Annotated in this window: 5 protein-coding genes and 1 pseudogene; 1 reads left to right on the plus strand and 5 read right to left on the minus strand. The window is 54.1% G+C overall.

Translation table 11 applies throughout. The features are described from left to right. On the plus strand, positions 1 to 303 hold a 303-nt coding region (locus ACGLHR_RS50450), incomplete at its 5' end, for a hypothetical protein (RefSeq protein ID WP_400103480.1). A gap of 39 nt (positions 304 to 342) precedes the next feature. Here ACGLHR_RS50450 and ACGLHR_RS50455 read toward each other — a convergent pair. The 5 genes and pseudogenes from ACGLHR_RS50455 to ACGLHR_RS50475 all read right to left on the minus strand — a co-directional run. Beyond that, positions 343 to 903, minus strand: a complete 561-nt coding sequence (locus ACGLHR_RS50455) for a hypothetical protein (protein WP_400103482.1) — start codon at positions 901 to 903, stop codon at positions 343 to 345. A gap of 58 nt (positions 904 to 961) precedes the next feature. Beyond that, entirely contained in the window at positions 962 to 1,930 is a 969-nt protein-coding gene (locus tag ACGLHR_RS50460) for an IS1595 family transposase (RefSeq protein ID WP_400103484.1), read from the minus strand. A 160-nt stretch (positions 1,931 to 2,090) separates the two neighbouring features. Then, positions 2,091 to 2,711 carry a hypothetical protein gene (locus ACGLHR_RS50465; protein ID WP_400103486.1) on the minus strand — a complete coding sequence of 207 codons (621 nt, stop codon included), beginning with the start codon at positions 2,709 to 2,711 and terminating at the stop codon, positions 2,091 to 2,093. Positions 2,712 to 2,774: 63 nt separating this feature from the next. Further along, positions 2,775 to 4,799 carry an AAA family ATPase gene (locus tag ACGLHR_RS50470; RefSeq protein WP_400103488.1) on the minus strand — a complete coding sequence of 675 codons (2,025 nt, stop codon included), beginning with the start codon at positions 4,797 to 4,799 and terminating at the stop codon, positions 2,775 to 2,777. A gap of 498 nt (positions 4,800 to 5,297) precedes the next feature. After that, positions 5,298 to 5,519 (minus strand): annotated as a pseudogene (locus ACGLHR_RS50475) (alkaline phosphatase); the annotation flags it as partial. Positions 5,520 to 5,597 lie beyond the last annotated feature (78 nt).

Here is a 5,597-nt window from a genome sequence, read left to right on the forward strand (position 1 = left end):
TTGTTGACGGTCATACCTACCTCGTTGCTCACTAATCTATCAGGGATAGGTGACGCACGTCATATTGGCACGGGGGGCTATGGGGAAGACGGAGCAGAACGTGTGGAAGGCCGAACAGGTCGACTAAGCGCCGAGGCTACATTTATTGTCATTATGGGCAAGGCATTTTCTGGATGCCTCGGCGACCGGCCGCTCGTGGTGAGTGGCCGTTCACCGGTCAACGACGAACGGCCGCACCGCCCACAACGGCTTTTGTGCCGGGCAGATTTCGCAATTGAAGCTGACGCTCTACCGCTAAGTTGAGGCCTCCGCGCATCAACACGGTCGGAATCCAGCGAAAGATTAGGTTTCTGGCTGATCGTGACGAAACTCGAATGGAACAGGTGGCAATCCTTCCTTTCGCATAAATCGCTGCTCAACAGCAGCAATAGTCGCGCTCATCATTCTTTCATGTTGGTACTTACACAGCGCTATATACTTTGGGATGTCGCTTTTGTTTAGCAGCGGCGTGGCAACGGCATACATGGGTTCATCCAAGGTAAACGATATTTCCCCTACCCTTAGAGAAACACCTGTTGGATATATGTGCAGCTTATTCTTGCTAATGTCGCTGTGCGCAACAACGGTGTTCCTATATTTCATAATTTCATCGTGAGCAATAGAAAATTCTCTGCGCTCAAATTTATGCCATTTCGCGGGAAGGAAACCAAATCCATCATTTGATGTGAATGGTCTCGCATAGGAAACGACCGCACCAAACAGTAGCGGCTGATATCGGGTGTCGGCAGGCTCACTGCCCAGCTCCAAAATCAACTCAAAGCCTTGCGTTGCGCAATCGATATCTCTAGCTGCAACAGCAACGCGATGCAGTTCTAGTCTGGCGTTTTTTTCCTTTTTGTCCATATGGGGTATAGGTGTGAAAAACTAGCATCTTTTATATCGTATAAGGGCGCTGTTCAGATTAAACGTTGATGACCTGCTTGCCGAGGGCTGACGCGATGACTTCATCGGCGGAAACGCCTTCCTTGTTCCAGCTCATCAGCCGTTGCCAAGCCAGGTAGTTCGGCAAGTACTTGGTGGCCACGCCCCTGAGTTGGCGCTGTATCCACGACTTGAGCCGCTCGTGATAGTTGTTGGCGGACTGGACGTGATAGACCTTGTCGAGCACAGGGCCGTGATAGCTGGCGACGAACGACTTGGTCTGCACGCCGAGGGTGCGCTGCAGATGAAGAAAGGCGGAGTGTCCGTCCGTGCAGAGGATGGTCTCGCCCGGCGTTACGGCGTCCTTGAGCGCGTCAGTTACCTCGGCGCCGGTCAGCCGGCCGAGCACCTTGTCGGCTGTCTGGGCCTGCCCGCGAGCGCGGCCTACAAGGACGGGAACCCAGTCCTTGCTTTTCCGGCCACGTCCTTCCGCCTTGCCGCCTCGTTTCCGCGAGGGTCTGGTGAGCTTCCTGGCCCCTTTCTGTGACTCTCGGAAGTAGGTCTCGTCGACTTCGAGGATGCCGCTGATACCCTTCGGTTGATGCGCCACAACCTCACTCAGGAAGCGATGGCGCCACCGAAAGGCTCTGTCCAACGTTAGGCCAACCTCGTCCGCTGCTTCCCGCACCGTGAGGCCATTTTTCATGCATTGCGCGTACGCGTCGAACCGTTCCTTGTCGCGCAGCCGCGAGAGCGGCGTCCCGGATGCAGCGTTGAACGTCTTTCCGCAATCGCGGCACAGGAAGCGCTGCAGACCGTTCTGGACGCCGTTCCGGACCACCTTCTCACTGCCGCATCGGCGGCATACACATGGCCGCGCAGCCTCGATGGCCTGATAGCTGGCGCGCTCCGTATGCTCCGTAGTAAGCGCGCTTCGTACCTGCTCCAACTGGCCGGCGGTGAGCTTGGTCACCGACTCCAGGAATCTCTTGAACTGGCGGGCGTTCATCGACTGCTCTCGTCATATCAACGACCAAAGTCTAGCAGCTATCCACGCTTAACCTGAACAGCGCCCGTATAAGTTAAAAAGTGTTAGCCTATCATGTACGGGAACGCATTTGCGGCGAACGCACCGAACTGGTCTATGTGCGTCGCCCAGAAGTGGATCGCTAGAAATCCACTTTGAGCTTAAATATATAATCTTGTGTCGTGCGGCAAGTACTAATCTGAATATCGGGTGCCCTGCGAATTTCTTCGAGAATGGCATCCCGTGACAAGCCAGACCGCTTTACCAACCTGCCAATTGTTGTCCAATCGTATGCGCTTGATTTAATCACTTCGCGGATGAGTTCCAGATCTGTCCTGACAGTGCGCATTGTCGACGCGAGCTCTCTGGAACTTGAGTCTACACTTTCTGTAAGGGGATAACTTTTGGAGGGCGGCTCGGCACTATCTTCGAGCTGGGCCCCAAGTTGTTCAAGCTTCTCCTTTAAATCTTTCATGGCCGCAAAATCGACATTCAGTTCATCTAGCAGAGCACGCGTTTCCTTTTGAGCATCGAGCAATGCCGCACGCGCCTTGCGAACGTCTATGCCGAAAAAAGTTACGCTGAAAAATGCGAAGACGGCAATAAATATCCCACCAACCCAAATTGCACCCTTGATCAAGGTGACAAGATCTCGGTCGGAGAGCGCGACGGTAGTGGATGCGGATGCCCCGTCCGCCGCGAATGCTACAAACGGGGCAAGAAAAAAACGGAGAATATGATTGAGCGACGCAAGACGGGCCACATATGTACGTTTGCAATCGGCGAAGTAGTTGAGTGACCACCCAACGGGTGGCCGTCGTAGCTTCTAGCTACCGAATGGCTTACCGGCATTTGCAACCTGTTTGGACAAGCGTTTATTAATCAATTCGAACAACCTCTCGAATTGTTCGAGGCTCTGAGTCGACAGCACCTGATCGGGATCGTCGGCCATCTTTTTCAGGAATAGACGCGTTGGCCGAGTCTTGTGAAACGGAATACCGATGTCACTAAGACCAAGTTCAATACGCCTGGCAATCCGTGGGATATTTGCATTGAGATTCAGCGTCTTACCTTTGAGTTCTTCACTGTAGCTCTCGCGCACCAATGCTTCATAGCTCGATGGGTCGAAGATGTCTTCAATGTCAGCTTCGTTGGGCGGTGAAGTGAATGCCTCCGATACGAAGACCACGTTCTGTTCTCGAATTAGTTTCGCCTTCAACAGCTCATCCTTGGTTATCTTGGAGTCGCGTTCAGTGTCAAGAAGAACAAGAACGTTGAGGGACTCCGACGTCAGCAGAGCAACCATGTACGGGACTTTCTGTGCTCCGCCAGCGGGAGTCAATGTGAGATCATTGGTAAGCGCTGTCCTCCCTCTGTCCGACAAGTAGGCACTGACCGCACTCATAATCCAGAAGTCCGTGACCCCCTCAACGACGAGATTGTTAGGACCCACGAAGAGACTTTGGGCAAGGTCATAGCCAAGGGCTGCCTGAAGCGGAAATAACGTTCTCGCGTCGCCAGCAGGATCGTTCGTTACCGTAGTGCCAGTGTCCTCCGCAATATTGACAGTTCTCACGGAATCGAGGGAGTGCGTTGGGACCATGAACGGTGAATGCGTGGAATAGAGAATTTGGTTCGTAAAATCATGCTCGAAATGGCGTAATAAGTCCGACTGGGACTTCGCGTGCAAATACAAACCGGGTTCATCGAGCAAGAGCACTGCATTTTCGGCGTGCCCACCGTCTGTGTCAGCGGAGAAAGTAATGTAAAAGGCGAAAAACCACTGGAAACCACGACTTCTGTCGCTCAGGTTGACCTCTACATCATAGGTGGTCGTAGGATCAGAAATGATTGTGTCGAGATGTTGAGCGTCAAGGTTGAATCGAATCTTGAGTGGACGATCCTTCCACAGTCGCTTGATCTCGGACGTAACTACGGCGCTGGCACGGTTTGCGAGCTGGTTGCGAGTCTCATGATCATTTTGTCCAAGAAGGTTTTGCAGCTCCTCTGGCTTCAGGCCAGCGACTTTGCATAATTTCTCGAAATTCTTGTCTGCTTCGTTTGGCTGACTCTGATTCTTACGCTGGAGGTAGGCGGCAATGTCCTGGTGTCCATCAAGCTGCGGATACTCGTCTACATAAATAAACTTTGGTATTATACCGACGACCCAATTTCTGGCTCTCTGCTGAGCCTCTTTATCCCCTGCGATGCTGGCCGCCATTTCTTCCAGTTCGACGAGGATCAGTTCCTGCTTTTCCGTTAGCTCGGCATCCGCTCCAGCCAACGCCGTCCGCAATGCTTTTGCCGCCGCCGTCGCCAACGTTGCCCACTCGTCCCGGTTCGTCGTGCTTGACGCGCCCGCCTCGAAGGCGTCCGCTGCCGCAACCAATGCGGCAGAACTCTCTTGCTTCTCGGCTGCTGCGCGCACGGCGGCGGCGATTTTTCTCACTCTGTTCGTTAGATCCGTAGCATCGAACGAAATAGCGTCCAACCCTGGAAATCCGACGGTCCTAACTTTGCCGTAATTACGCCCGATTTCGACTTTGGTTACCTGGGTGGCACGCGGTAGGATCTTCAGCAAAGAGGCCTTTTCATCTTCATCCAGCACCCAAGTCGTGGACAAGACCGGGGTGTGTTCCATGCACTCTTCAAGACGCCTATGCCGCGGGAAGTCCTTGATTGGCTTCAATGCTTCGAACCCATCCATCGGATTCAGACTGTGCAACGCACGCAAGAGATTCGACTTCCCGCTTTCATTGCGCCCCAAAAGCGCGGTAATGCGAGAAGTTGCAATATCCCCACTATCGCGAATAGAACGATAGTTCCGCACTCGAAACGACTCCAGCCGCATAGCATTCTCCCTGTTGTTCAGTGCGCGACCATCTGCTTCCCTATGAAGGGAGTCATTCTAGCGGTATTCAGTCGAATGCCTGCCTTTTTGGCTCCTTAAGCCGATCAAGCGCTTCGGTGCGAACGGCCGAAAATGGCGGAACTCAAGGGCGTCCCCATTGCGGGGACGCCCTCATGCAATAGCCTCGGCGCTGGGTTTTTGCCTTATTGGGCATCGTTATCGCAATCTGAAGGGGCCTTTCGGAGAGGAACGGCCCATGGCGTTGAAGTCGGACTGTGCGCGCAAGCCACTAGGATAGGGATTGCAAGCCTGGTGTTTCCTGGCCGACGCAACGTGTTTCCAGTTTGGATAGCCCCCTAAAAGGGGGGCGGCCTGCCTACACCTTCAGCCAGTGAGCCGTAACGTGGAGCACGTGGCTGCCGTGCACAGTCCCGTCATTAATGGATTACCGTAGAGTGCGCCATGAGGCGCAAAAAAAGACGCTCCCGGGGACCACTAGCGGCGTTCCTTGCCTGCCACCGAGGTGTCGATGATCAGCTGGTTGTTGATGTTGTAGTAACCGCCAGCCACGACCGTGCCGCCCTTGCCGTCGGGCGCGGAGTCGCCGGTGATGAAGAACGGCTGGTAGGCCAGCTTGTAGGTTTGGCTGCTGCCGTCGCTGAACGAGACCTTCAGCGAAGAGTTGACCGTCGTGGCGGCCATGGCTGCGGGCGTGTCTAGCCCTAACTTTGAGTTCAGGCCAACGTAAGGTGTTGATTTCACGCGGTTATGCGAGTGCGTAGCGAGGGCTTACTGGGT

This window comes from Cupriavidus sp. CuC1 (assembly GCF_044627735.1).
GTDB lineage: Bacteria > Pseudomonadota > Gammaproteobacteria > Burkholderiales > Burkholderiaceae > Cupriavidus > Cupriavidus ulmosensis.

What these genes read in the sequence shown, in the direction of transcription:
- ACGLHR_RS50455 (WP_400103482.1), bottom strand. Translation starts at nt 903, where the DNA reads ATGGACAAAAAGGAAAAAAACGCCAGACTAGAACTGCATCGCGTTGCT.
- ACGLHR_RS50460 (WP_400103484.1), bottom strand. Translation starts at nt 1,930, where the DNA reads ATGAACGCCCGCCAGTTCAAGAGATTCCTGGAGTCGGTGACCAAGCTC.
- ACGLHR_RS50470 (WP_400103488.1), bottom strand. Translation starts at nt 4,799, where the DNA reads ATGCGGCTGGAGTCGTTTCGAGTGCGGAACTATCGTTCTATTCGCGAT.